The organism is Tsukamurella sp. II2bb, from assembly GCF_057815145.1.
This window is the reverse complement of the sequence record NZ_JBYPZI010000001.1, coordinates 167319-191629: the sequence shown is the minus strand read 5'-3', so window position 1 is coordinate 191629 and position 24311 is coordinate 167319. Positions and strand designations below refer to the sequence as shown.

The following is a 24311-nucleotide window of genomic DNA, read 5'->3' as shown; positions in this document are numbered from 1 at the left end:
GCAGATCTCTTCCGGTCAAGGCGGCTCCGGCGCCCCCGCGAGACCCACCAGCAGGCGCGCGGCGGGGTCGAGCAGGGCATCGTCGAAGTCGTAGTCGGCGCTGTGCAGGGGCGCGGTGGTTCCGGAGCCGAGTAGGGCGAAGGCACCCGGGATCCGCTGCAGGTAATAGCTGAAATCCTCCGAGGCGAGGACCGGCGTCCCGACGGGGGACTCCGGCCATCGGGATCCGAACACGGCCCCGAGGCGGTCCCGCAGTTCGGCCGCAGGGCCAGGGTGGTTGACGGTGGCGCCGTACCGCACCGTCGTCCTGACCTCGGCACGCACACCGTGGGCTTGTGCTGTGGCGCCGGCGATCTCGTCGATCAGAACGAAGACTCGAGCACGGGCCTCGTCGTCGGCGGCGCGGACGCTGCCGCCGAGCGAGGCGGTGCCGGGCGTGACGGTGGCGGCACTCTCGGCGCGCAGGCTCGTCACGGCGACGACGGTGGCCCGCTGCGGCGAGGTCCTCCGGGCGACGATCTGCTGCAGCGCCACGACGACCGCCGCAGCCGCGAGCACGGGGTCGCGGGTGGCCTCGGGTTGCGAGGCGTGGCCGCCGCGGCCGATCAGTTCGACCTCGAAGGTGCCGTTCGCCGACATCACGGCACCGTCGGGACACAGCGCGCGGCCGAACGGCAGGCCCGGCCAGTTGTGCCAGCCGAAGACGACGTCCACGCCGTCGAGGGCACCGTCGTCGATCATCCCGCGCGCTCCGTGCCCGCCCTCCTCGGCCGGCTGGAACAGCAGTGTGACCGGTCCGGGCAGCCCGGCCTCGTGCGCGTGGAGCCAGCGCGCCGCCGCGAGCAGTGCGGCGGTGTGCCCGTCGTGCCCGCAGGCGTGCATGACGCCCTCGGTCTCCGAGGCGTACGGCAGGCCGGTGGCCTCGGGGATCGGCATGGCGTCGAGGTCGGCGCGCAACGCCACATGCCGGCCCGGCGCGTCCGGGGCGAGGCGGACGACGGTGCCCGTGCCCGCGCACGGCCGCCACGCCAAGCCGATCGCGTCGAGTTCGGCGCGCACGGTCGCGGCGGTGGCGTTCTCCGCCCAGGCGAGCTCGGGGCGGCGATGGAGTTCGCGTCTCAGTTCGGTGGCCCGGGCAACGGTTTCGACCCAAGGATCGTTCATCGGACCTCCTCGGATCGGGTGTCCGTTTCGGTCTCCTTCAACGTACCGCGATCCGACGACCTGCGCGCGGCCGTCGTCCGAACGGCGGATCCGCGCCCGCCCGGTGTGACGACGGCGAGGTCACAGCGGCTTCAAGCTCAGCCCCGACTCAGGTTGGGCGCGGTAATCTGATGGGCGATGTCCGAGACAACTCTTCCCTATCTGCCCATCTCGACGCGCAAGCTGATGGGGTGGTCACGCACCACCCCGATCGAGGGGCACGTGCTGTCCACCCCCGACGTGGACCAGATCGCCAAGGCCGTCGCCATCGTGGCGGACGCCGAGGCCGATAAGCCCGCCTACCTGCGTCGCGGCGTGATCGCGCGCGGGCTGGGCCGCTCGTACAACGAGTCGGCGCAGAACTCCGGCGGCCTCACGATCGACATGACGCCGCTGAGCGCCATCCACGACATCGACGCGGAGGCCGCGACGGTCGACGTGGACGCCGGTGTCGATCTCGACACGCTGATGAAGGCGGCCCTGCCCTACGGCCTGTGGGTGCCCGTGCTCCCCGGCACGCGGCAGGTCACCGTCGGCGGCGCGATCGCGCACGACATCCACGGTAAGAACCACCACAGCGCGGGCAGCTTCGGCAACCACGTGATCGAGCTGCAGCTGCTGGTCGCGGACGGCCGGGTCCTCACCCTGACGCCGAACGGCAGCGGGGACGATCCGAAGGGCGAGCTGTTCTGGGCCACCGTCGGTGGTATCGGATTGACCGGCATCATCCTGCGGGCGTCGATCCAGATGCAGCGCACCGAGACCGCGTACTTCCTCGCGGACACCCGGCACACCACGAATCTCGACGAGACCATCCAGCTGCACCTGGACGGCTTCGAGGACGGCTACGAGTACGCGTCCGGCTGGTTCGACGCGGTCTCGAAGAAGAAGCTCGGCCGGTTCACCGGCTCCCGCGGCAGCCTGGCCCGGCTCGAGGACCTTCCCGATCATCTGGCGAAGGACCCGCTGAAGTTCGATGCCCCCACGCTGATCACGTTCCCGGACATCTTCCCGAACAGCCTGGCCAACAAGTTCGACTTCTCCCTGGTCGGCGAGGCCTACTACCGGATGGGGGCCAAGGACTCGGACAACAAGATCAAGAACCTCACGCAGTTCTACCACCCGCTCGACCTGTTCGGTGAGTGGAACAGGGCGTACGGCAGCAAGGGCTTCCTGCAGTACCAGTTCATCGTGCCGATGGGCAACGAGGACGAGTTCAAGCGGATCATCCGAGATGTCCAGGCGTCGGGCCACGTGAGCTTCCTCAACGTGATCAAGCTGTTCGGCGACGGTAATAAGGCCCCGCTGTCCTTCCCCTTCAAGGGCTGGAACGTGTGCCTGGACTTCCCCATCAAGAAGGGGCTGCACGAGTTCGTGACCGAGCTCGACAAGCGCGTCTTCGCCATGGGTGGCCGCCTGTACACCGCGAAGGACTCGCGCACCACCGCGGCGATGTTCCACGCCATGTATCCGCGGGTCGACGAGTGGATCGCCACCCGCCGCCGGATCGACCCCACGGGCGTCTTCATGTCCGACATGGGCCGCCGCCTCGAACTCGCCTAAGCCACCGACTCAAGGAACGAAGAGACCATGAAGAACGCCGTCGGCGTCCCCCAGTCCCTGCTGCTGCTCGGCGGCACCTCCGAGATCGGCCTGTCGATCATCGAGGAGTACCTGAGCAAGGCGCCGATGCGCGTCGTGCTCGCCGCGCTGCCGAACGATCCGCTGCGCGAACAGGCCGTCGCCCAGGTCACGGCCGCCGGCGCCACGTCGGTCGAGGTCGTCGACTTCGACGCGACCGATTTCGACGGGCACGAGAAGACCATTGACGCCGCCTTCGCGGGCGGCGACATCGACGTCGCGATCGTGGCCTTCGCCCTCGACTTCGACGCCGAGGAGCTGTGGCAGAACCAGCGCAAGGCGGTGCTCCTGGCGCAGGTCAACTACACCGGCGCCGTCTCCGTCGGCGTGCTGCTCGGCCAGAAGATCAAGGAGCAGGGCCACGGCCAGATCATCGCGATGAGCTCGGTGGCCGGCCTGCGCCCGCGCCGCAGCAACTTCGTCTACGGCTCCTCGAAGGCCGGTTTCGACGGCTTCTACCTCAACCTGGGCCAGGCACTGGAGCCCTTCGGCGGTTCCGTGCTCGTGGTCCGGCCGGGCATGGTGCGCACCAAGTTCTCCGCGCACGTCAAGGAGGCCCCGCTGACGATCGACAAGGACGTCATCGGCACGCTCGCCGTCGATGCCGCGATCAAGGGCAAGTCGCTGGTCTACGCCCCCGCGCCGTGGGGCTTCGTGAGCTTCGGCCTGAAGAACATCCCCCAGCCGATTTTCCGTAAGCTGCCGATCTAGCACCGACGTGGCCGTGCTCGAACCATCCCATCTAGTCTGGCCCGCGTGACTGACACGCCTACCGTCGACGCATCCGAGGTCCCCGGAAGGGCTCGGGAGTCGGTCCTCGACATCGCCGCCGCCGTGATCGTGGCGGCAGCGGTCGGCGTCGTCGGGTGGCTCGCGATCAGCACCGTCGAGTGGCCCGCGTACAGCAGCTCCAACGTCACGCGCGCGTTCGCGACCGTCTTCCAGGTGGTCGCGGTCGCGGGGCTCGTCGGGTGCGCGGTCCTCCTGTCGCGTGCCGTTCCGGGCTGGCTGGCACGTATCGCCCGGCTTCTCTCCTTCGCGACGGTGGCGGGCTTCGTCACCGTCACCCTCGGACTGCCGCTCGGGGGCACGAAGCTCTACCTCGGCGGCATCTCCGTCGACCAGCAGTTCCGCACGGAGTACCTGACCCGGTTCACGTCCTCCCCGCGGCTGGCGGACATGACCTATATCGACATGCCGCCGCTGTACTCCCCCGGCTGGTTCTGGCTGGGCGGCCGGTTCGCGAAGCTCTCCGGTATGGCGGGCTGGGAGGCCTTCCAGCCCTGGTCGATCATCTCCCTCGCCGTGGCCGCGGCGGTCGCGCTGGCCCTGTGGTTCGCCGTCGTCTCGCCGGCGCGAGCGATCGCCGCGACTCTCGCCACCACCGTCGCGATGCTGCTCTACGGCTCCGCCGAACCCTACGGCGCTGCGGTGGCGATCGTGTTGCCACCGGTGCTCATCGTCGCCTGGAGTGCCATCCTCCGCGGCCACCGCGGCGCGATCGCCCTCGTCGGCGGGTATCTCGGTGTGGCCGTGTGGTTCTACACCCTGTATCTGGGCGTCGCCGCCCTCATCGTCGTTCTCATGGGCGTGGTCGCCCTGGCCGCGACGTGGTTGCGCGAGCGCAGGTTCGAATGGCGGTACCCGGTCCGGGTGGCGGTGATCGGCGTGATCGCCATTGTGATCGGCGTTCCCGCCTACGGTCCCTTCCTGCTGCGCGCCGCCCGTGACGGCACCGACGCCAAGGGCTCCGCGTTCCACTACCTGCCCGAGCAGGGTTCCGTGCTGCCGATGCCGATGCTGCACTTCTCCCTGCTCGGTGCCATCGGCCTGATCGGCATCGTCTGGGTCCTGGTGAAGGCCCGCACCTTCCGGTCCGCACAGGCCCTGGGGATCGGCATCGCCGGCTCCTACCTGTGGGCGCTGCTGTCGATGGTCGTCTCGCCCGCGGGTACCACGCTCCTCGGCTTCCGCACGGAGCCGGTTCTACACATCCTGCTCGCCGCCGCGGGCGCGCTCGGTGCCGTGGCCATGGTCGGCGCGCTCGGCGACGGCTATCCCCGCTACCGCGACGCCGGTGTGATGCTCGGCGCACTCGCCTCGATCGCTGTGGCACAGACGATCCCCGCGCAGCTCGCCGGGGAGATCGCCGTCGCCTACTCCGATACCGACGGTGCGGGTCAGCGCGGCGACCGGCGCCCCGCGGGCGCGGAATCGTCGTACAGGGACGTCGACGCCGCGATCCTCGCCGCCACCGGCAAGCCGCGGACCGACACCGTCGTGCTCACCGCCGACTACGGCTTCCTCGCGGTCTACCCCTACTGGGGCTTCCAGAACCTCACGTCGAACTACGCGAACCCCCTGGCGCACTTCACCGCCCGGTCCGCGGCGATCGAGTCGTGGGCGAAGCTCGAGAGCCCCGACGAGCTGATCAAGGCCCTCGACGAGACCCCCTGGCGCGCCCCGGACGCGTTCGTCTTCCGGCGCTCCGCCGACGGTCTGTCGCTGCGCCTCGCCGAGGACGTCTACCCGAACGACCCGAACGTGCGCCGGTACACCGTCGTCTTCCCCGAGAAGCTCTTCGAGGACCCCCGATTCGCCGTCACCGAGACGGGCCCGTTCGTCGTGATCGTGAGGAAGTGACCGTGTCCCTCACCCGTTCCCTGCAGGATCTCCTGCAGCGCCGCAGCCTCCTGCCCGCGCCCCTCGACGCAGCGCTCGCCGGACGGGGCCGGCCGGTGCGCGGCCTGCGGATCGTGGTGACCGGCGCATCGTCGGGAATCGGTCGCGAGGCCGCACTGCAACTGGCCGAGCGCGGCGCCCACGTGATCGCCGTGGCGCGGCGCCAGCACGAGCTCGAGGAACTGTGCGCCCTGACCGGCGGCGAGTACCGCGTCTGCGACCTTACGGACACCTCCTCGATCGCGGGGCTGCTCGCCGGCCTCGGTGAGGTCGACGTACTGGTCAACAACGCCGGGCACTCGATCCGGCGGACCATCGCCGACTCCACCGATCGGCTGCACGACTACCAGCGCACGATGAACCTCAACTACTTCGCGGCCGTACAGCTCACGTTGGGCGTACTGCCGGGGATGATCGACCGTGGGCGCGGACAGATCGTCAACGTCTGCACCTGGGGCCTGCTCGCCAACACCTTCCCGAAGTTCTCCGCGTACGCGGCATCGAAGAATGCGCTCGCGATCTTCGGGCGCAGCCTGAACGCCGAGCGGCCGCACCCCGGCGTGTGCGCGACCAACGTCTACTACCCGCTCGTGCGGACAGAGATGATCGCCCCGACGGCCGAGTACGCGGGCGCCTCCGCACTCGAGCCCGACGAGGCAGGCCGCTGGATCGTGCGGGCCGTCACGCACCAGCCCGTCGAGGTCTCGCCCGCGGCGCTGCGCGCACTGCTGCCCGTCGTCGATCTGCTCTCGCCCGCCACGTCCGATCGCACGATCTCGTCGCTGACCTGAGGCGAACCCGCGCTGACCGCGGCAGTGCACGAACCGCGATGCCGCCTTTGGTGTGCCTCACCTAATTCGAGGGGTACGCTACGTCGCGTGATGACACGACCCTTCGCTCGCCGACTCGCGCCCGCGGTAGTCCTGCTGGCCGCCACCGTCGGCATCAGCTCCTGCTCCGACTCCGGCGACGACGGCCGCACCCCCGGCAACACCGCGGTCGCCACCGGCGGCGAACGCTTCGGCACCGCCGACGTCGAGACCGCGAAGCTCGGCACCGACGCCGCGCCCGGCGTCTTCCCCCGGACGATCAAGCACGCGCGCGGCGTCACCGAGATCCCGAAGAAGCCGGAGCGCGTCGTCGTCCTCGACAGCGGCGAGCTGGACTCCGTGATCAGTCTGGGCATCAAGCCCGTCGGCATCGTGGTCACCGACGGCGCGAGCCCCGTCCCGACCTACCTCGCCGACAAGGTGCAGGGCGTCGAGACCGTCGGTAAGAACACGACGCTCAACCTCGAGGCCATCGCCAAGCTCAAGCCCGACCTGATCCTCGGCAGCCAACTGCGCGTGGACAAGCAGTACGACAAGCTCGCCGCGATCGCGCCCACCGTCTTCTCCATCCGTCCCGGCTTCCCGTGGAAGGAGAACTTCCGCCTCATCGGCGCGGCCGTCGGCGAGGAGCAGAAGGCGACCGACGCCCTGAACGCGTACGCCGACAACGCCAAGGCCCTCGGCGCGAAGTTCACCGGCGCCAAGCCCACGATCTCCCTCGTCCGGTTCATGCCCGGCAAGATTCGGCTGTACGGCAACAAGTCGCTGATCGGGGTGATCCTGCAGGACGCGGGCCTGCCGCGCGCCGGTAAGCAGGGCGTCGACGAGCTGGCCACCGAGATCTCGCTGGAGAACCTCTCCCAGGCCGACGGTGACTACATCTTCTACTCCAGCTACGGCAAGCCCGAGAACACCGGCGAGACCGCGGCGCTGGCCAATCCGGCGTGGTCGCAGCTGCGCGGCGTGCAGCAGGGCAAGGCCTTCCGGGTGGACGACGACATCTGGTACCTGGGCCTCGGCCCGACCGGTGCGAACCTCGTCGTGCAGCAGCTCGGCGAGTACCTCGCGAAGTAGCTCCTACCCCGCATGCCCGCACGGACGTCGGCTGTGGCGGCGCGCGCCCGCGATCCGCGCAGGCCGTGAGAGCCGCACGCCGCCGGCCGATATCACCTGCGTTGTCAGTGCGTTACCAGGCTCTGAGCTGAGCACGAACTTCCCACGCAATGGCCTGAAGTAGCCGGACTTCTCCGACTACTGTGGATTCTTCCGACCGCATACACCGAGCACTGGCCGGATGAACACAGTCAGGAGATCCTGTGACCCCTCCCCCGGGCTGGTACCCCGATCCAGGCGACCAGTCCGCCGTCCGCTACTGGGACGGTGGGCAGTGGACGTCACATTCCGCACCGGCCGCGCGACCGCAGCGGCCCGTCGCGCCGGTCCATTCAGCGGTGCCCGGCACCTCCGTCAACCACGCGTCTGGACAGTCGACCCCAGGTTCTCCCGGCGGCGGATTCCTCGGCATCGGTAAGAAGAAGGCGGCCATCGAGGCCGAGAACGCCCACCTGCGAGAGCTGTTGTCGCGCATGGGCGCGGGTGATCTCCCTTCTATCAGCGCCGAACGCTCCCGTCTGTCGACCGAGGTAGTTCGTTTGCGGGAGGAGCTCAGCACTCTCCAGCACCAGGTGATCGCTACCCGCGCCGATCTGATCGAGGCCCAAGACCGTAAGTCACTGCAGTCCTTCGGATTATACGATTTCTACAACCCCGCCCAGGACTCGGTGCAGCTGTCTGTAGCGCTGGACCGGGTCCGCGCAGAGATCAAGTCGATGGTTCGGACGAAGACGGCGATCCTCGCGAGCACCTCCTTCGTCTTCAACAACTCGTCCGCGAAGGGCCGGTCCTTCGTCAACAACATGTCCAAGATCATGCTGCGTGCGTACAACGCCGAGGCCGAGAACTGCATCAAGACTGTCAAGGCGGGCAACCTGTCCACAGCCTTCGCCCGCCTCGACAAGGCCGTCTCCCAGATCGAGCACAACGGCACGATGATCGATCTGCGAGTAAGCCCCCAATACCACGTCCTCCGTAAGCAAGAACTCGAACTGGCTTCCCAGTTTCAGCAGGTCAAACAGGTTGAGAAGGAACTCGAGCGCGAGCGGCGCGCCGAGCTCCGCGAACAGAAGCGCGCTGAGCAGGAGCTCGCACTCGAACGAGAGAAGCTGTTCAAAGAGCGCCAGCACTACGCCAACGCGTTGGAGTCCCTCCTTGCGAAGGGTGATCTCGAAGCGGCTGAACGCATGAGAGCGCTGATGCAGGAAGCCGACGACCGACTCAAGCAGGTCGACTACCGGCTCGCCAACGAGCGAGCCGGGTACGTCTACGTGATCTCCAACGTAGGCGCGTTCGGCGACCGGATGGTCAAGATCGGTATGACTCGCAGGCTCGAACCCTCAGACCGCGTCAAGGAACTCGGAGACGCATCGGTCCCCTTCCGGTTCGACACACACGCACTGTTCTTCTCGACAGATGCGGTCGCGCTCGAAAACACCTTGCACAAAGCATTTTTCGATCGCCGAGTCAACAAGATCAATCCTCGGCGCGAGTTCTTCTACGCAACTCCCGAGGAGGTGCTCGAGGTGCTGCGGCACGAGGTTGCCGAAGTCGTCGAGTTCGTCTCCGTCCCTGCCGCCGAAGAGTTCCGTCTCAGTGGCGGTTCCGTCGCAGCTGAGCCTCTCTAGCCAGGACTACAGCCCACGGGCGGCGAGGGCCTCACCCAACAGGTCCGCGTCCCGGATCAGGCGGACGAGCACCGTCGGGAGGACACGGACCAGGGAGGCGCGCTGTCCGCGCGCCCAAGCCGCCTCGCGGGCCTGCCGGACGACGGCGATCACCGTCGGGATGGAGCGGATCGTCAGCGCGACGAGAAGCTCCACCCGCCAGCCCAGGACGCGCCCGGCGAGAACCGCCAGATCGCTCGCGCGGGTGGTGAAGACCAGCAGGTTGCCCGCGAGCACGCCCACGACGAGCTGCCCGACGGGCCCGACCGCGGCGCGGGCACCGTCGGACACGCCCTGGCTCAGCAGGTAGAAACCGGTGAGCACCACGGCGAAGAGCAACGCCGGGCGTACCGCCCGCCACAGGTGCACCGGCCGCAGCCGCGCGACCGGGAAGAGGGCGGCCACCGTCAGCGCCGCGATCGCGAGCGGCACCGGGCGCGGGAACACCGCGAGGACCGTGACCAGCACCAGCATCGCCACCAGCTTCGCCGGCGCCGGCGCGCGGTGCAGCGGGGACTCGCGCGGCACGTAGCGGCCCAGCATCAGCCGGCCGCCAGCGCGCGGTAGAAGGCGATCGACTCGGCCGGCGGACCGTCGAAGACGACGGCCCCGTCGTCCATCACCAGGACACGGTCGAAATCGTCGAGCATGTCGAGGTGATGCGTCAGGAGGATCACCTGTTGCTCCAACGCCGCGAGCCGATCCCGGACCTTGAGCACGTTACGCAGGTCCAGCAGTGTGGTGGGCTCGTCGCAGACGAGGATCTCCGGGTCCGTGACCAGTACCGACGCGAAGGCGAGCATCTGCTTCTGCCCGGAACTGAGCAGTTGCGCGGGCGCGTCGGCGTGGTCGGCGAGGCCGAACTCCTCGAGCACCGCGGCGACGCGAGCGGTATCGACGGGCTGTCGACGGCCGCGTCCCGGCGGCCGCAGGGACAGCGCGACGTCCTCCGCGGGCGTGGGCATCACGATCTGCGCGGAGGCGTCGGCGAACATGAAGCCCACCCGGCGCCGCACCTCCGAGCGCTTGCGCCGCACGTCCAGGCCCAGGGTCTCGACGGTGCCGCTGTCCGGGACGACGAGGCCGTTGAAGGTCCGCGCGAGGGTCGACTTGCCGGAGCCGTTGGCGCCGATGATCCCGATCCGCCGCTCCGACAGCTCCGCCGTGATGCCGCGGAGGACCGGCCGCTCGTCGTAGGCGTGGTGGACGTCGGCGAGCCGGATCATGCCCGCTTCTCGGAGACTGCCTTCTGGGATGCGACGGTCCGCCGCGCGATGGGCGGGTAGGCCCGCGCCACCATGACCACGACGAGCGAGGTGATGACCACCTTGATCAGGTCACCCGGGACGAACTGGAACCCCAGCGTGAGCTTGGCGAAAAGGCCCGAGCCCGTGCGCCAGCCCAACCACGGCAGGCCGACCGCGTAGACGACGAGCACGAGCCCGATGATGTTGGCCAAGCCGACCGTGAGCGGGTTGGTCCGGCCCCACTTGTCGACGAGCCACCCCGTCACCAGCGCCCCGATGATGCCGCCGACGAGGAACCCGCCCGTCGGGCCGGTCAGGACGGCCAGCCCGCCCCGGCCGCCCGCGCCGATCGGCAGCCCGACGACGATGAGCAGCACGTACAGCGCCACCGAAGCACCGCCCCAGGGGTACCCGAGCAGCGACGCGGCGAGCATGAACCCCAGGGTCTGCAGGGTGATCGGCGCGATTCCGCTGATCGTGACGGTGGGCATCGCGAGCACCGCGGTGAGGGCGGTGAACACGGCGACGAGGGCGAGATCTCGCGGCGTGGCGCGATACGTGGCGGCGTTGAACACGGTTCAAGAAGTAACGGGGCGCTCGGCTAGAGTCAAGTCCGTGGCCATCAACCGCTCCGACGTGCTGACCTCCGCGATCGGCGTCCTCGACCGGTCGGGCCTGCCGGACCTGACGATGCGCCGCGTCGCGGCCGATCTGGGCGTGGCGCCGGGCGCGCTGTACTGGCACATCCCCAACAAGCAGTCGCTACTGGCCGGGATCGCCGACACCATCCTCGCCGACCCGTCGCTCGCCGCCGCCGCGTCGAAGTCGCGGATGCGCTGGGACCGCCAGCTCACCGGCTACGCCCACGCGTTGCGCAGGGTGCTCCGCAAGCACCGGGACGGGGCCGAGGTGGTCTCGGCCTCCCTCGCCTCGCAACTGGGCGCCAGCAACCTGCATGCGCAGATCGCCGACATCGCCGCATCCGCCGGCGCGGGTCCGGCCGATGCGAACGCCGCCGCACTCACCCTGACCCATTTCGTGGTGGGCTTCACCTTCGAGGAGCAGACCCGCGAAACGATGGCCCGCGCCGGTGCCGCCGCGGGCGAGATCGACGGGACGGCGACCGACCGGGCCTTCGCCGGGGGGGTCGACCTGATCGTGGACGGCCTGCGGGCACGGATCACCCCGTCGGCCTGAGCCCGGTCCGGGCCCCGTCAGGACAGGTCGACGGCGCGATCCACGGCGTAGCGGTATCCGGCGAGCCCGAATCCGGCGATCACCCCGGAGGCGATCGGCGAGACGTAGGAGTGATGCCGGAAGGGCTCGCGGGCGTGCACGTTGGAGATATGCACCTCGATGACCGGAATCTCGGGAATGACCAAGGCGTCGGCGAGTGCCACCGAAGTATGAGTCCACGCTGCCGGATTGATCACGATCGCAGAGAAATTCTTCGCGCGTGCCACATCGTGGATCCAGCCGAGGAGTTCCGATTCATCGTTGGTCTGACGGACCTCCGCCTCCGCACCTCGTTCAGACGCCGCACGACGGCAAATCTCCACTACATCGGCGTAAGAATTGTCCCCGTAGACCTCCGGCTGGCGCACACCCAGCATGTTAAGGTTCGGTCCGTTCAGCACGAGAATACGAGGCGACATGAGTTCAGAATAGCGTCGTGCGCGACACTGGAAATAGGATGCATGGTCCGCGCAGTACGCATGACCGCGCGGGATCATGTAATCTTCTCAATATTCGCAATCTGGAAGGGAGGCCCTCATGACGACGTTCGCGGCCAAACTGAATCGCCTTTTCGAAGTCGTGCATCCCGCTGATCGGGGACCGTACACCTCTTCGGAGTTCTGCAGGATGGTCGAGGAGGGCGGCGGCAAGCTGTCCGTCCCCTATCTGTCACAGCTGCGTTCGGGCCGGAGCTCGCGCCCCGCCTACGACATGGTGGCGTCGATCGCCCAGACCTTCGGGGTCCGCGCGGAGTACTTCTCCGATCCGCTGTACGAGCGTGAGGTCCTCGCCGACCTCGAGCTGACGCGCGAGCTGCGCGAGTCGGGCATGCTCGAGATGGCGCGCCGCTCGACCAAGCTGTCTGCGGACCGTCGGGCCGCACTCGCCGGGCTCCTCGCCGAGCTCGAAGAGGAGGACAACAAGGAGAACACGGCGTAGGGTCCCGCTCCGCGGCGGGCCGAAGCCGACCCCGGCACGGCCCGCCCGACCCCATGGCCCCGGACTCAGTGCGCCCGGAGCCCCGTGCGCCCGGAGAACTCAGTGCACCCGCTCCAGCAGGGGCGACGGCATGTGCTGGGCGCTCTTCGTCACCGCGGCCGCCCAACGCGCGGCACGCCAGTCCGGCGGCGGCTCCAAGTCGAGTGCGTGCACTGAGCTGTACGGGGCGGTGCGGTCGAGCCACCGTGCCACCGCAGCCGCTCGCTCCGCGGGCGAGACATCGCCCAGCCTTCCCGCTCCCGGGCTCGCCAGCATCGCCCAGCCGTCGAGGACGACGACCGCGCGAGCCTCCGTGGTCTCCACCCATCCCCCGGCCCGGGACACCCCGGCCTGCAGATCGGGGAAGACCGTCGTGACCTGCTCGTACGCCTCCCGGAACTGCAGCCATTCCCGCGCCGCCCGGAGGATCGACGTCAACCACGCCGCCATCAGCACCAGCGTCCAGCACGCGAACGCGGTGTCCAGCACGAGCCGGTTCACGCGGAGCACCCAGACGCTGACCTGCCACATCTGCATCAGCACACCACCGGCGACGACGTTTCCGACCGCCACGATCGCCAGCAGGAGGCCGCCGGCCGCCAGCATGCGCAGCTGCGTGCGGTGCACCCGGCTACGCCGCGACGCCCGCCACGAGGCCAGCGCCACGATCGACGCGGTCATCCCCAGGCAGCTGTAGACCAAGGCCGTCTCGACCGCGAGCCGGACGGTGGCGTCGAGGCGGCTCCCGTCCCGATCGCCGAGCCCGCCCATCACCGCGATCGTCACCACGACGAGGACGAGCGGGAGGGACCACACCAGCAACCGGCGGCGCGTCAGCCTCCCATCCAGCGCGAAAGCGGAGACCAGGGCGCCGAAACAGCCCACGAGGAGCAGGATCCGTTCGACGGTCACGACCTCGCTCTCGGGCATCCCGGCCTTCGCCAGGAGGCACAGAGACCACGGCGTGTCGATGGATACCATCACCGCGAGCGCCAGAGCGGTCAACAACGCGCCCCTGGCCGGCGCGTTGCGGTTGGTACGCCATCGGATGAATCGTTCCAGGGCGCCGAGCCAGAGGATCGGCACGACGAGCGTCGCGATCATCCGAGCAGTTCGTCGACCACCGAGTCGACCCGGGTGTTCGTGTGTCCCGCCCGCACGAGGCGAACGAGGAGCGTCGCGAAGGATTCGGCCTCCCGCTCGCAGCGCGCCGCTCTCCGACTGTCGGGATCGGAGGAACAGCCCTGCTCGTGCCCGAGGACGAGATGGCCCAACTCGTGTGCGAGGGTCTGCTCGAAGGTGGCGACGCCGAAGGAGACCACCAGCAGGTCCCGTTCGACCGAGCGCAGCCACATCCCGAAGACCCCGACGGGCAGCCGCATGCGTTGGACGTCGATCCGTCGGCCGAGATGAACGGCGTACGCCGCGACCACCTCGGCGACTGTGCCGGGCCCCGAACCGGACAGCGGGGTCACCGCCGCTACGACGGCACGCACCGCGCTCGTCGGCCGGTCGGATCCCCTCATGCCGGAAACAATACGTCTGTTCGCCGGCCGTTCATACACCAAGCGGTCCGCAGTCCGGGTTCGTCGGGGTTCGGGCAGGTCGCGACGTCTAGACTCGCGGGGTGCCCGCACCGTCCGCCGCTGCCCGCGCAGCCCGCACCACGGCCCGGACCGCCGCACTGACCGGCGTGCTCGGGGTGCTGTTCGCGCTGCTCACACCCTTCATGCCGGTCAAGCAGACGACCGCGGCGCTCGACTGGCCGCAGCGGGGTTCCCTCGAGGCGGTCACCGCACCGCTGATCTCGTACGTACCCGACCGGATCGACGTCGCGATCCCGTGTTCCGCCGTCACCGACCTCCCCGGGGGCACCGGGACCCTCGTCGCGACGGGGCCCATCGGCTCGCCCGATACGATCCGCCGCGGCCTGACGATCGGCGTGACGACGCTGCCCGACCAGCGCCGCATGCTCGAGGTCGTGGTCCGCAACACGCCGCTGCTCACGGTCGACGTCGCCGCGCTCGCCGCCCCGGGCTGTCGCGCGATCACCTTCTCCGGCGACGCGAAGACGGTGAAGGCCGAGATCACGGGCGTGTCCTCACCGGACGGCAAGGCCCTCACCGGCGGCAAGAACAACGGCTTCGACTACCGCCCGCAAGTCGTCGGCGTGTTCTCGGACCTGCACGGCCCCGTCACGGACAGCACGCGGATCGAGTTCCGCGCGGACATCGACACCCGCTATTCGACGGTGCCGGCCGCCGCCCGGTGGGTCGTCATCGTCCTGGCCCTCGCGCTGATCCTGGCGAGCCTCGTCACCCTGCACCGCCTCGACGCCGCCGCCGACGGCCGGCGGCACCGTCGGATCCTGCCCGAGGGCTGGTGGCGCCCGACGAAGCTGGACAGCACCGTCATCGCCCTCCTGGTCGCCTGGCACGTGATCGGCGCGAACACCTCCGACGACGGCTACATCCTCACCATGGCGCGCACGGCGGAGGCGGCGGGGTACACGGCGAACTACTACCGCTGGTACGGCGCCCCGGAGACGCCCTTCGGCTGGTACTACCAGGCCTTCGCGTGGCTCTCGCACGTCTCGACGGCGAGCCCGTGGGTGCGTTTGCCCGCCCTGATCTGCGGGATCGCGACGTGGCTCATCATCAGCCGGGAGGTGGTCCCGCGCCTGGGCCGCGCCGCGCGATCGCGGTTCGCGCTGTGGGCCGCGGCCGGGGTCTTCCTGGTGTACTGGTTCGCCTTCAACAACGGCCTGCGCCCCGAACCGGTGATCGCGCTGGGCGCGTTGCTCACCTGGTGCTCGGTGGAACGCGCCATCGCCACCGGGCGGGTCCTCCCCTTCGCGGCCGCGGCCGTCTTCGCGGGCTGGACGGTCGCGGCCGGACCGACGGGCGTGATGACGGTGGCCGCGCTGCTGGCCGGGGTGCGCCCCGTCGGACGCCGGATCCTGTCGCTGGCCCGGAGCGGGAGCGCCGGCTTCCGGCTCACCGTCGCCGCGTACGTCGCTCCGGTGCTGGCGGCGGGCGTGCTGCTGGTGCCGATCATCTTCTCCAAACTGACCGCGTCCGCCTTCGTCGCGAAGACGCTCATGCAGTCCGATGTCGGCACCGTCGTCGACACCAAGAAGTGGTACAACGAGATCGACCGGTACTCGGCGCTGTTCACCTTCACCGCCGACGGCGGCGTCGCCCGGCGGTTCGCCGTGATCATCACCTTCGCCTGCCTCCTGCTCGCCGGCGCGGTGCTGCTGCGCAAGAGCCGGATCCCGGGCGCGAGCCTCGGCCCCAGCCGCCGCCTCGTGGCCGTCACCCTGGGCGGCCTGCTCATGCTCATGTTCACCCCCACCAAGTGGACGCACCAGTTCGGCGCCTTCGCCGGCCTCGCGGGGGCGCTCGCGGCGCTGACGGCGATCGCGCTCGGTCCGGCCGCGCTGCGCAGCGCCCGCAACCGCGCGCTCAGCGTCGCCGTGGTCCTCCTGGTGCTCGGCCTGTCCTTCAGCGGCCCGAACGGCTGGTGGTACGCCAGCAACTACGGCGTGCCCTGGGGAGAGTCGACGGTGCTGGCCCTCGGCACGGTCTTCTTCGTCGGGGCCGGCGTCGCGCTACTGGTCGCGGGGTGGCTGCACTTCCACGAGCCCGAGCCCGCCCCGGTGCCCGCGCGGGCGAAGCGGATCGTCGACGTCGTGGGCCGGCAGTCGTCGATCACCTGGGCCGCGTGGGCCGTGATCGTGCTCTGCGTCGGTTCGATGCTCGCGACGACCGGCATCACCCAGTTCTCCTCCTTCTCCAACGGCAAGGCGAACCTGCGCGCGATCGGCGGACACGGCTGCAATCTCGCGGACTACGTACTCACCGAGCCCGATCCCACGTCGGGCCTGCTGCTGCCGCTCGACGGGAACGCCCGCGACGGCCTCGCCGGGCCGGGCACCACCGGCGTCACGCCCGACGGGGTGCCGACCATCATCAACGCCACCACCAGCTCGAACACCGACGACTCGAGCACCTCGCTCGACGCGATGGCGCGGCTGCCCCAGGACACCACGTCGGGCCGCAGGGCGTCGGCCGGTATCAACGGCTCGCACATGCGCCTGCCCTACGGGCTCGATCCCGCACGGACCCCCGTCCTGGGTTCGTACTCGCAGGAGGCGCAGGTCAAGGCGCAGGTGGTCACGAAGTGGTACCCGCTGCCGCCGAAGGCCGCGGACCGCTCACTCATCACCCTGTCGGCGGCCGGCAAGTTCACCGACGACGAGCTCTACCTCGAGTACTCGACGGATGCACCGTCGGCCGGTGCGGAGCCGAAGGTCGCGGGCAAGAAGTCCTTCATCGACATCGGCCCCAAGCCGGCGTGGCGGAACCTGCGCCTGCCGCGCACGGACCTGCCGGCGGACGCGACGGCGATCCGTGTGGTCGCGATCGACGACGACCTGGCGATCGATCACTGGCTGGCCGTCACGCCGCCGCGGGTATCGAAGCTGGTCACCGCCCAGGAGCTGATCGGGTCCACCGAGCCCGTACTCCTGGACTGGACCTCGGGCCTGGCCTTCCCGTGCCAGCGGCCGTTCAGCCACGACGACGGCGTCGCTGAGGTCCCGCTGTGGCGGATCACGCCGGACCAGAACCTCTCGCCGGTGACCACCGAATGGGAGGGCACGCTCGGCGGCGGTCCCCTGGGTTGGACCCAGATGCTGCTGCAGCAGGAGAAGGTCCCCGGCTACCTGCGGGGCGATCTCGGACAGGACTTCGGCGACGTGATGCGGCTGCTGCCGTACTCCCCGGCGCGCGCGGCGGATCTCACGCGGGGTACCCGCGTCGTCTGGGGCACGCATGTCGAGGCACCGATCCGCAAGGACCGGACCGATTCCTGACCGCCTTTTCTGACCTGCGGCATCACGCGCACTGAGAATCCCCTTAACCGACGGCGCTCCGCCGGACGGCGAATCGGTTCTCACAGCCGGTTCGCATACCATGAGCACCCGTGTCCGTGCCTACGTCCAGCTCCGCCCAGGAGCCCGCGCCGCAGCGGCGCGCCGGTGGCGATGCTCCGCGAGCCGCGAGCGATCCGAAGCGCGGTACCGCCGTCGCTCGCCTCGCCGCGGTCCTCGCCGGGGTCGTCGGCCTCCTGCTCTGCCTGCTGACTCCGCTCCTGCCCGTCCAGCAGAACACCGCCTCGATCGACTGGCCGCAGCTGCGCCCCGGGGCGCAGAGTGCGGAGGTCACCGCGTCCCTCGTCGCGCAGTCACCCGCCGACCTCACGGCGACGGTGCCGTGCTCGGCCATCGCCCGCGCCGCGGCATCGGGCGGCACGGTCCTCTCGACGCTTCCGGCCGGCTCGGGCGCCGCCCGCGAGCTGGGGCTGGGCGTCGTCGTCGGGGCGCCCGGACCGGGCCAGACGGTGACCGTCTCGTCGCGGAACACCGTCATCGCCGCGGCACCGGTCGATCGGCTGCGGGGCTGCTCGCAACTGCGGCTGTGGTCGAATCCCACGGGAGTGGGCGCCCGCTTCGAGGGCACCGACGTGGCGGGCACGACCACGACTGAGAACCGCCCCGTCATGGGCGGTGTCTTCACCACGCTCAGCGCCTCCGAGGTGGCCGCCGCCGGCCCCGGCCTGCGACTGCACGCCGACCTCGACACGCGCTTCGAGCTCTCCCCCTCGCCGCTCAAGGCCGCCGCGATGGGCCTCGGCCTGTTCGCCGTGCTCGTCTCCCTCGTCGCGCTGTGGCTACTGGACCGGAACTTCGGCCACCACCGCCGGACCCCGCGCCGCACGGTCGGCCAGCTCCTACGCCCCCGCCTCGTCGACGTCGCGGTGCTCGGCGGCCTGGCCCTGTGGACCGTTCTCGGCGCGGGCGGCTCCGACGACGGCTACATCCTGTCGATGGGCAAGGTCGCGCCCGAGGCCGGGTACACGGCGAACTACTACCGCTTCTTCGGCGCCCCCGAGGCCCCGTTCGACTGGTACTACACGTTCCTCTCGCACTGGGGCTCGGTCAGCGCGAACGCGCTCTGGATGCGCCTGCCGATGCTCGCCGCCGGCGCCGCGGTGTGGCTGCTGCTCAGCCGGGTCCTGCTGCCCCGCCTCGGGCCGGGCATCCGCCGCTATCCGCTCGCGGTCTGGGCCGCCGGCGCGATGCTGCTGGCGTTCTGGTTCCCGCTCGCCTCCGGGCTGCGCTCGGAACCGATCATCGTGCTCGGCACGATCGTCACCTGGGCCGCGGTGGAGCGGGCCGTCGCGACCCATCGCGCCCTTCCCGCGGCCGTCGCGGCGCTGGCCGCGGGCATGACGCTGGGCCTCGCGCCGCAGGGCGTGATAGCGGCGGCGCTGCTGCTCTCCTCGTCCGCGGCCGTGCTCCGCGTGCTCGTCGCGCGGCGGCACGAGGCCGGGCTCGCCGCCCTGGTCCTGCCGGTGCTGGCCGCAGCCGCCGTGATCGTGCCGATCGCCTTCCGCGACCAGTCGCTCGCGTCCGTGGCCGAGGCGATCCGGATCCGCCTCGAGGTGGGACCCGCCGCGCCGTGGACGCAGGAGTACCTGCGCTTCTTCTTCCTCACGGTGGAGACCACCGACGGCTCGCTGGTCCGCCGCGTGCCCGTCTACCTGTTCACGATGTGCCTGTTCGTGGCGCTGTTCATGATGCTCCGCGGCCGCCGGATCCCCCGGATCGCCCCGGGCCCCGTGTGGCGGCTGGTGGGCGCGGTCTTCATCGCCGCAGCCCTGCTCACGCTCACGCCCACCAAGTGGACGGTGCACTTCGGCGTGTACGCCGGGCTCGCCGCCGCGCTGGCCGCGGTGACGACGGTGGCCGTCGTCGAGGCCGCCCGCACCTCGATCCGGAACTTCACCTTCTTCCTGACCGGGATGCTCTTCGCGCTCGCCGCCGCCTTCGCCGGCTTCAACCTGTGGTCCTGGCCCTACCTCTGGGGAGTGCCGTGGTTCGACCGGGCGCCGGAGGTCGCGGGCATCACCTTCAGCAAGGCCTTCCTGATCCTGGCCGGGCTGGCCGGTGCGCTCGCCGCGTGGCAGCACTTCCGGCTCGACTTCCGGGGCCGCGGCGAGGGCGGCCTGGTCGAGGACGGCACCGTCGACGACGCCGCGCTCGAGGACACCGAGCTCGCGACCCACACCCGGGCGGACCACGACCAAGCCGTGCGCGACCGGCGCCGGCTGCAGCTGGCCTCCCTGCCGCTCGTGGTCGTCCTCGGCGCGCTGGTACTGGGCGAGGGCGCGATCTTCGCCAAGGCCTACGTCTCCAACCCGGCGACCTACACGGTCGCGAAGGGCAACCTGGACGCGTTGCGCGGCAAGAGCTGCGGCATGGCCCGCTCGGTGCTGGTGGAGACCGATCCCAACGCGGACATGCTCACCTCGGCGGACGGCCGGCCCGCAGCGCAGGCGCTCGTCGGCCCCGGCTCGTTCGGCTTCACGCCCGACGGGATCCCGAACGAGCTCAAGCCGCTGGCCATCAGTTCCGCCCCCGGCCAGATCAACATGGCCTGGCCGATCACGGCACCGTTCACCTCGACCGCGGCGACGGCCGGTACCGGCGGCGGGACGGGGCCGCGCACGATCAACGGCAGCACCGCGGCACTCCCCTTCGGGCTGGACCCCGCGCGCACGCCGGTGGTCGGCTCGTACGGCCAGAACACGGTGCCCGCCGAGCTGTTCAGCGACTGGTACTCGCTGCCGCCGCGTTCGGCGGACCGGCCGCTCGTCGCCTTCGCGGCCTCCGGCGCGATCTCCTCGGTCGGCCCGACCGGCAAGAAGGAGTACGGCCAGCCCGTCACCCTGGAGTGGGCAGAGCGCCGCGCCGACGGCTCCATCGGCGCGCGCGGCGTGCTCGATCCGATCGATCCGGGCCCGAACAAGCCCTGGCGCAACCTGCGCGTGCCGATGGAGGCGATCCCCCCGTCGGCGAACGTGGTGCGGATCCACGTGCGCGACCCGAACCTGGGCGACCAGCAGTGGGTCGGCGTGACGCCGCCCCGGGTGCCGAAACTGCGGACGCTGCAGGAGGTGGTGGGCGAGACCGACCCGGTGTTGCTAGACCTGCTCGTCGGCCAGCAGTTCCCGTGCCAGCGCCCGATGGCGATCCACGACGGCGTCTACGAGATCCCGAAGTGGCGCATCCTGCCGACCCGCAAGGACGCGCTGTCCACCTCGGGGACCTGGCAGGCGCGCGAGGCCGGCGGCCTGCTGACGGTGCCCGACACCCTGCTGCGGACGACGACGCTGCCCACGTACATGTCGGGCGACCTGTCCCGGGACTGGGGCGAGCTGCAGAAGTACACGCCGCTGGCCGCCGACGCCCCCGAGGCGGCCCTGACGATCGGTGTCCGGACGCGTTCGGGCTGGTGGCGCGAGGGCCCGATCCGGGCGCTGACCAACCAGACCGTGAAGAGCTAGGAAGCCTGAGATGAGCAGCGAGAACTCGACCGCACCCGCGACGGTGCCGCCGGAGCAGCGCTACGGGAAGTGGCGGATCGTCGCCGCGGTAGCGGGCCTGCTCGGGTTCGTCCTGGCGATCCTGACGCCCTTCCTGCCGGTCAAGGAGACCACCACCGCGGTGCACTGGCCGCAGAACGGCCGGATCAGCAACGTCGACGCGCCGCTGGTCTCCTACACGCCGATCCGGCTCGACGTCACGCTGCCGTGCTCGCTGGTCGACGCACTGCCGGCGGCCGGCGGCACCCTCCTGCGCACCCTCCCCGCCGACGGTCCGCGGCCCGGCCTGCAGGGGCTCGTGATCCGCGCCGACGCCAAGAACGTGATCATCGCCGACCGCGACGTGGCGCTGGCCACCGCGAGCCGCGCCGACGTGGCGCGCGCGGGGACGGGCTGCGCGATCCGCTTCGTCTCGACCCCGGAGTCGACGACGGCCGCGTTCACCGGCATGCCGGCGGGCGCGCAGACCTCGAACCAACTGTCCAACACCGTCGCCGACCCGAATCTGCGTCCGCAGATCACCGGCTTCTACACCGACCTGCCCGCGTCGACGCCGGTCGCGGGCATCGACGTCGGCGCGCAGGTGGACACCCGCTTCAACACCACGCCGTCGCCGATCAAGCTGATCGCGATCATCGTGGGCGTCGCCTCCACGATCCTCGCGCTGGTCGCGCTCGGCTTCGTGGACATGCGCGACGGCCGTGGTCACGTCCGCTTCATGCCGCGGGACTGGCTGCGCCCGCGGCCGGTGGACTTCACCGTGATCGGCGTGCTCGGGATCTGGTGGCTGATCGGGCCGAACACGTCCGACGACGGCTACCAGATCACGATGGCCACGCAGACGAAGTACAGCGGCTACATGATCAACTACTTCCGCAGCTTCGGCGTGCCGGAGAACCCGGTCGGCTGGAACGACTACCTCTTCACCGCGATCTCGCACTTCACCACCGCCGCGCCCGCGATGCGACTGCCCGGCCTGGCCTTCGGCCTGCTGACCTGGCTGATCATCTCCCGCGAGATGATCCCCCGGCTGGGCCGCGCGGTGCGCACCAACCCGGCGGCCCTGTGGGCGGCGGCGGGCGGCTTCCTGCTGATCTGGCTGCCGCTCAACAACGGCCTGCGGCCGGAGCCGGCGGTCGTCTTCTTCTCGCTGCTCACCTGGGTCTCCGTGGAGCGGGCCATCGCCACGGGCCGCCTGCTCCCCGTGGCGATCGCCGTGCCGTGCGCGGCGCTCTGCGTGGGCGCGGCGCCCGGCGGCCTCATCGCCGTGGCCGCGCTGCTCGCCGCCTCGCGCCAGATCATCACCCGGATCGTCAAGCGCCGGAAGCGCGACGGGCTGCTGCCGCTGCTCGCTCCGATCCTCGCCTCGGGGATGGCCTACCTGTTCTACGCCTTCTTCACGCCGACGGCCGCCGCGCTGCGCGAGGCGATCACCGTCAAGGGCGTCACCGGTCCCACGCTGGACTGGTACGAGGAGGGGGTCCGCTACTACTACCTGATGCTCGAGACCGAGGACGGCTCAGCCGTGCGCCGCATCGGCGTGCTGACGGCCTTCCTGTGCCTGCTCACGGTGCTCACCTTCATGCTGCGCCGCAAGCGCCCCGCGGGCATCTCCGCGGGCCCGGTCTGGCGCCTGATGGCCGTCTTCTTCGCCACCATCGTGCTGCTGGCCTTCACCCCGACCAAGTGGACGCACCACCTGGGCCTGTTCGCGGGCTACGCCGCGGGTATCGCCGCCGTCGCCGCCACGCTGACGATGGCGCCGATGATGCGCTCCAAGCGCAACCGCGTCTTCTTCGCCGCCGCGGCGCTCTTCATCGCGGCGATCTCCTTCGCGGCGCGCGTGGGCTACTACTGGGTGGGCACGTACGGCATTCCCTGGAACACCATGCCGCCACAGATCTTCGGCGTGCAGATCTCCTGGCTGCTATTCTTCGCGTCGGTACTGACGGCGCTGTACGGCCTGTGGCTGCACTACCGCCGCGACTACGCCCCCGAGCCCACCCGCAGGGGCGGCCGCACGCTCCCGACGCTGGCGATCCTGACCATGCTGATGGTCCTCTTCGACGTCTCGACGATGGCGAAGGGCGCCTGGGCGCAGCGCGGCAGCTTCTCCTGGACCGCGTCGAACTTCCGTGCGCTGCAGGGCGACACGTGCTCGATGGCGAACTACGTCCTCGTGGAGGCCGATCCGAACGCCGGGGAGCTGCGTCCGGCACCGCGGCCCGACGGTTCCGTGCCGACGGCCGCGCAGGCGCTCGCCGGGAAGTCCACGGGTTTCACCCCGACCGGTATCCCCGGATGGCTGTCGACGCAGAAGTCCAACCCCGGGCACAACACCGACGTGACCAATGTCGACCAGCCGGAGACGGTGGGCGGCAAGCGCAATCCGGACCCGAGGACCGACGGCGTGCCCTTGCCCTTCGGCCTGAACCCGGCCACCACGCCGGTGCTGGGATCGGCCGGCGCCACGGGCCTGGCGAACCTCACGACCGACTGGTACACGCTCGGCCCGATCGGCGAATCGACGCCGCTGGTGACCCTGTCCGTCGCGGGCCCGATCGCGGCACGCGGGCTGAACGGCGTTCCGCGGGACGGCCGGACGTTGCTCCTCGAGGCCGGGCATCGCGCCGCGAACGGCACCGTGCAGCCCCTGGGCCGGCTCGCACCGCTGGACGCGTGGACCAACAACAACTGGCGTAACCTGCGGTTCCCCACCGCGGACCTGCCGCCGGGGACGAACACCGTGCGCGTCGTGATCGACGACCCGGTGCCCTCCCCCGACGCGATCGTGGTGACCCCGCCGCGGATGACGCCGATGACGACGCTGCAGGAGTTCCTGGGCCGCGACACCGTCGTCGCCCTGGACTTCATGGTGGCCTTCGCCTTCCCGTGCCAGCACCAGGTACGGGCGGTCAACGGGGTCTTCGAGCGCCCCGAGTACCGCATCTCGCCCGACTACATGGCGACGGTCCTCACCTCGAACACGTGGCAGGGCTGGAAGACCGGCGGCCCGCTGGGCGTGACCGACGCGATGTACCACGAGCAGATCGTGCCCACCTATCTCAAGGGCAAGTGGGCGATGGACTGGGGCACGCTGACCAAGTACGCCCCGTGGACGGCCGCGGAGCCGGCGCAGCTCGAACTCGGCACGGTCACCCGATCGGGCTGGTACACACCCGGTCCGATGCGCTCCGCGCCCTACTGATCGACGACGCCGCGCGGCCCGCGTGGGACCGCGCGGCGTCGGATCACGCTCG

General features: G+C 70.3%; 18 protein-coding genes. 11 read left to right on the top strand and 7 right to left on the bottom strand.

What is annotated here, in order from left to right:
- Positions 1-15 precede the first annotated feature (15 nt).
- On the bottom strand, positions 16-1164 hold the full coding sequence (gene doeB2 / locus AC21LY_RS00925) for a N(2)-acetyl-L-2,4-diaminobutanoate deacetylase DoeB2 (RefSeq protein ID WP_489044238.1): 1149 nt from the start codon (positions 1162-1164) through the stop codon (positions 16-18).
- Between the two features lie 177 nt (positions 1165-1341).
- On the opposite strand from doeB2, the gene dprE1 reads away from it, so the two are divergent.
- From dprE1 to AC21LY_RS00895, 6 genes are all read left to right on the top strand, one after another.
- Positions 1342-2766 carry a decaprenylphosphoryl-beta-D-ribose oxidase gene (dprE1, locus tag AC21LY_RS00920; protein WP_489044237.1) on the top strand — a complete coding sequence of 475 codons (1425 nt, stop codon included), beginning with the start codon at positions 1342-1344 and terminating at the stop codon, positions 2764-2766.
- Between the two features lie 27 nt (positions 2767-2793).
- Positions 2794-3555 (top strand): decaprenylphospho-beta-D-erythro-pentofuranosid-2-ulose 2-reductase, encoded by a 762-nt coding sequence (gene dprE2 / locus AC21LY_RS00915; RefSeq protein WP_489044236.1) that lies wholly within the window; start codon positions 2794-2796, stop codon positions 3553-3555.
- A 45-nt stretch (positions 3556-3600) separates the two neighbouring features.
- Entirely contained in the window at positions 3601-5487 is a 1887-nt protein-coding gene (locus AC21LY_RS00910) for an arabinofuranosyltransferase (protein ID WP_489044235.1), read from the top strand.
- 2 nt (positions 5488-5489) lie between these two features.
- Positions 5490-6317 (top strand): SDR family NAD(P)-dependent oxidoreductase, encoded by an 828-nt coding sequence (locus AC21LY_RS00905; protein WP_489044234.1) that lies wholly within the window; start codon positions 5490-5492, stop codon positions 6315-6317.
- 90 nt (positions 6318-6407) lie between these two features.
- Positions 6408-7430, top strand: a complete 1023-nt coding sequence (locus AC21LY_RS00900; protein ID WP_489045398.1) for an ABC transporter substrate-binding protein — start codon at positions 6408-6410, stop codon at positions 7428-7430.
- Between the two features lie 242 nt (positions 7431-7672).
- Positions 7673-9097 carry an SNIPE associated domain-containing protein gene (locus AC21LY_RS00895; RefSeq protein WP_489044233.1) on the top strand — a complete coding sequence of 475 codons (1425 nt, stop codon included), beginning with the start codon at positions 7673-7675 and terminating at the stop codon, positions 9095-9097.
- Positions 9098-9103: 6 nt separating this feature from the next.
- Here AC21LY_RS00895 and AC21LY_RS00890 read toward each other — a convergent pair whose 3' ends face one another.
- From AC21LY_RS00890 to AC21LY_RS00880, 3 genes are read right to left on the bottom strand one after another with little or no spacing between them, the layout of a single operon-like run.
- Complete coding sequence (locus AC21LY_RS00890) at positions 9104-9679, bottom strand: energy-coupling factor transporter transmembrane component T family protein (RefSeq protein ID WP_489044232.1); 576 nt, start codon at positions 9677-9679, stop codon at positions 9104-9106.
- The gene (locus tag AC21LY_RS00885; RefSeq protein WP_489044231.1) at positions 9679-10362 is read right to left on the bottom strand and encodes an energy-coupling factor ABC transporter ATP-binding protein; all 684 of its coding nucleotides are present in this window, start codon (positions 10360-10362) and stop codon (positions 9679-9681) included. The genes AC21LY_RS00890 and AC21LY_RS00885 overlap by 1 nt, the downstream gene beginning before the upstream one ends.
- The gene (locus AC21LY_RS00880) at positions 10359-10958 is read right to left on the bottom strand and encodes a biotin transporter BioY (protein ID WP_489044230.1); all 600 of its coding nucleotides are present in this window, start codon (positions 10956-10958) and stop codon (positions 10359-10361) included. Before AC21LY_RS00880 ends, AC21LY_RS00885 begins: the two co-directional genes overlap by 4 nt.
- Before the next feature lie 40 nt (positions 10959-10998).
- Here AC21LY_RS00880 and AC21LY_RS00875 point away from each other — a divergent pair, with 40 nt between their 5' ends.
- A complete protein-coding gene (locus AC21LY_RS00875) occupies positions 10999-11580 on the top strand; it encodes a TetR/AcrR family transcriptional regulator C-terminal domain-containing protein (RefSeq protein ID WP_489044229.1) in 582 nt (193 codons plus the stop codon).
- Between the two features lie 17 nt (positions 11581-11597).
- Here AC21LY_RS00875 and aroQ read toward each other — a convergent pair whose 3' ends face one another.
- Positions 11598-12038, bottom strand: a complete 441-nt coding sequence (gene aroQ, locus AC21LY_RS00870; protein ID WP_489044228.1) for a type II 3-dehydroquinate dehydratase — start codon at positions 12036-12038, stop codon at positions 11598-11600.
- Positions 12039-12246: 208 nt separating this feature from the next.
- Between aroQ and AC21LY_RS00865 the strand changes: the two genes are divergently transcribed.
- Positions 12247-12558: a hypothetical protein gene (locus tag AC21LY_RS00865; protein WP_489044227.1), complete on the top strand. Its 312-nt coding sequence runs from the start codon at positions 12247-12249 to the stop codon at positions 12556-12558.
- A gap of 99 nt (positions 12559-12657) precedes the next feature.
- On the opposite strand, the gene AC21LY_RS00860 is transcribed toward AC21LY_RS00865, so the two are convergent.
- Both AC21LY_RS00860 and AC21LY_RS00855 read right to left on the bottom strand, forming a co-directional pair.
- On the bottom strand, positions 12658-13701 hold the full coding sequence (locus tag AC21LY_RS00860) for a hypothetical protein (protein ID WP_489044226.1): 1044 nt from the start codon (positions 13699-13701) through the stop codon (positions 12658-12660).
- On the bottom strand, positions 13698-14123 hold the full coding sequence (locus tag AC21LY_RS00855; protein WP_489044225.1) for an ImmA/IrrE family metallo-endopeptidase: 426 nt from the start codon (positions 14121-14123) through the stop codon (positions 13698-13700). Before AC21LY_RS00855 ends, AC21LY_RS00860 begins: the two co-directional genes overlap by 4 nt.
- Positions 14124-14224: 101 nt before the next feature.
- Between AC21LY_RS00855 and AC21LY_RS00850 the strand changes: the two genes are divergently transcribed.
- The 3 genes from AC21LY_RS00850 to AC21LY_RS00840 all read left to right on the top strand — a co-directional run bounded on the left by AC21LY_RS00850 (position 14225) and on the right by AC21LY_RS00840 (position 24259).
- The gene (locus AC21LY_RS00850) at positions 14225-17476 is read left to right on the top strand and encodes an arabinosyltransferase domain-containing protein (protein ID WP_489044224.1); all 3252 of its coding nucleotides are present in this window, start codon (positions 14225-14227) and stop codon (positions 17474-17476) included.
- A 110-nt stretch (positions 17477-17586) separates the two neighbouring features.
- Positions 17587-21012: an arabinosyltransferase domain-containing protein gene (locus tag AC21LY_RS00845; protein ID WP_489044223.1), complete on the top strand. Its 3426-nt coding sequence runs from the start codon at positions 17587-17589 to the stop codon at positions 21010-21012.
- A gap of 10 nt (positions 21013-21022) precedes the next feature.
- The gene (locus tag AC21LY_RS00840; RefSeq protein WP_489044222.1) at positions 21023-24259 is read left to right on the top strand and encodes an arabinosyltransferase domain-containing protein; all 3237 of its coding nucleotides are present in this window, start codon (positions 21023-21025) and stop codon (positions 24257-24259) included.
- The last annotated feature ends 52 nt before the right edge of the window (positions 24260-24311 follow it).